Below are 2,370 nucleotides of genomic sequence, written 5' to 3' on the forward strand. Positions count from 1 at the left end.
GCCTTGATGCCACAAAACTTAGATAAAAATTTGTTGGAATTCAACGATATAACACCCAGCCAGGCTTAAAAAGGTGTGGTTCATACACCGCTTACCATTTTAAAGCCTTATTTATATCGAGTTTATGGTGTTTTCTGACGTTATACTGGCGGCAAACTTCTGTGAAATTGGCATAGCTTGTACTCCATTTACCTTGCTTTTTAAGCATTCTATGAATTCGGGCCTTGGAGTATCCCTTGTTTAAAAGCACAAGAATTTCATGCTTGTTGGCGTGGAACTCAATTTCTCTGTCTTGGGTTGATTTAGGCCCGGTTTTCGGCGTAAGCCTGGGCGCTGGCAACTCGGCTAAAGACACATAAGTTTCTGTATAGTCTTTAAAAAACTTGGTAAAATGCGTGTACGACAGGGTTATTTTACCGTCCTGAATAAGTTTTTGATGAATATGACTTATGGATAGGCCTTGAGAGAACAGCTGTGATATCTCTTCTATATTTTCTTTAAATTCTTCGTACTTAGTGGACTTAGGTTTAACAAAAGGTTTCCAATATGCGTCAAAAGCACCTTGCAATTTTTTATATAGGCGTTGTGTTGCCCTGCAGTCATCAAGCGCATTGTGAGTTTTGAGGTCAGACGCATCAATACCCTGCTGCTGACAGGCCACTTCCAATTTTTGCCATTTCCAGGTACCGTAATATTCGTTGAATTCAATCTGAGCTATATCCGCATATGCGACTCTTAAATCCCTGCATGGTGGGATAAGTTGCGGCCAGACACGATCAAACGCCTCTGCTGTTTGCCGCATCAACCTAAAGTCAAAATCAGCGTTATAGGTCAATATCGACTCTGCACGTTTAATGATCTCAATGATATGATCATGGTAATCCGCCCAGGTCTTAATGTGTCCCAGGGCACCAAGGGTAATACCATGCACGGCTACAGCCTGTTCTTTTATAAAAACAGATGGTTTAAACCGTTGATTAAAAAGTGTTTGGGCTGTATCTGCGTCGATAATTGCCAGTTCTATAACCTGGTCCTGGCTTTCGGTACCGGTATTTTCTGTGCTAAGTATTAATTTCATCTAACCATCGTCTTTCCTTCAAAAACTTTGATAGCCCAGGTATCCAGCGGCCATCATCTCGCTGCCAATCCTGGGACATCTTGTTTTTTCCAATGATTTGTAAAAGTTTTGATGTTTTGGGTATTTCTCCGGCCTGAACAAATTTTTTAAAATTCTTCCAGGCTTGCCATTTTCCAACTTTCCGGGGGTATTGATTTAAAAGAACCTCAAATTGCTTTTTAAGGGGCAAACTATTCAATTCAGCTTCCTGCTGCTGTTTTTCAGCCAGAATCCTTTCCTGCAGTACTTTTTGCTTCTGCCGTTGAATTTGATCTTGCAGCGTTTGTTCTTCATTTTTTTTCTTTTGGAGTTTTTCCGAATAGACCTTGAAGACAATGGTTTTAACGCCAAAAAAAGAAAAATTATTTTTGAGTGTTTGACCGTAATGTTTTTCAATTCGTTGTAATGAGATTTCGTTTGGTACTGACAGAATCACACTCTCGTTCTCGATCTTAGCGTATATGCAGGGAAGATATTTAGCGGCTAAATTCAGTTGATCATTTTCGATGATACGATCTCTGACCTTTACCCAGGTTGGTGGCTCCTGGTGGCCATGAGTTATAGCTGATTCTGAGGGGGATAAAGAGGGAGTCTCTATATTTAGTCTATCAAAGGTATAATCCGACAAATTGCCGACATTTTGTTGATCCGGGGCATAACTGTCCTGGGTAGCATCCTGGTCGCGATCGTCTGACAATTCTTGCTTTGTTTCAGGCTCAATGTCTGGGGTCGCTTCCGGCTTATCAGGCTTGGCAGTTTCATTCTTTTTTTGCTGAGGTTTTGTTTTACCAACTCTTAATTCCCTGAATTTAACAATTACAGGATGGGCAAGAAAATAATAGACGGTCCGCTTCCAGCCGTTAATTTCTTCTCTTACAGCGTTGATCAGCCCGGCATCTCTAAGGATTTTGATGTGTCTTTCAATAGTTCGGTGGCAGACATTTGTCCGGTTGGCTAATGTTCCCATATTCACGAATGTATGGTTTTTACCAACCGCACATCTTACCATTGCCTTAAAAGTTTTCTCGATCCCTGCCGTCATTTTCCCACCGTCTTTTCTTTCGATTTTCCCAAACCACAAATCAAGATCATTCGCATAACCATGCGAAATTGTGAAAGTATTCAACGTTCTCCTTCCGAACCAAAAAAACAAAACACTTCACAGCGCTGACGCATCAAAATTTATTATCAATGATATCAGGGGGGCGGAGCGACATCTAAAATTATTTTGTCGCAAAATTATAATAGACACT

Annotated in this window: 2 protein-coding genes; both read right to left on the bottom strand. The window is 40.7% G+C overall.

The genetic code is table 11. From position 1 onward, the window contains the following. Window positions 1-91: 91 nt before the first annotated feature. A complete protein-coding gene (locus B147_RS0107895; protein WP_020586672.1) occupies window positions 92-1,078 on the bottom strand; it encodes a 3'-5' exonuclease in 987 nt (328 codons plus the stop codon). Then, entirely contained in the window at window positions 1,062-2,243 is a 1,182-nt protein-coding gene (locus B147_RS0107900; RefSeq protein WP_020586673.1) for a helix-turn-helix domain-containing protein, read from the bottom strand. The genes B147_RS0107895 and B147_RS0107900 overlap by 17 nt, the downstream gene beginning before the upstream one ends. Between the last annotated feature and the right edge of the window lie 127 nt (window positions 2,244-2,370).

Source organism: Desulfobacter curvatus DSM 3379 (assembly GCF_000373985.1).
Taxonomy (GTDB): Bacteria; Desulfobacterota; Desulfobacteria; order Desulfobacterales; family Desulfobacteraceae; genus Desulfobacter; species Desulfobacter curvatus.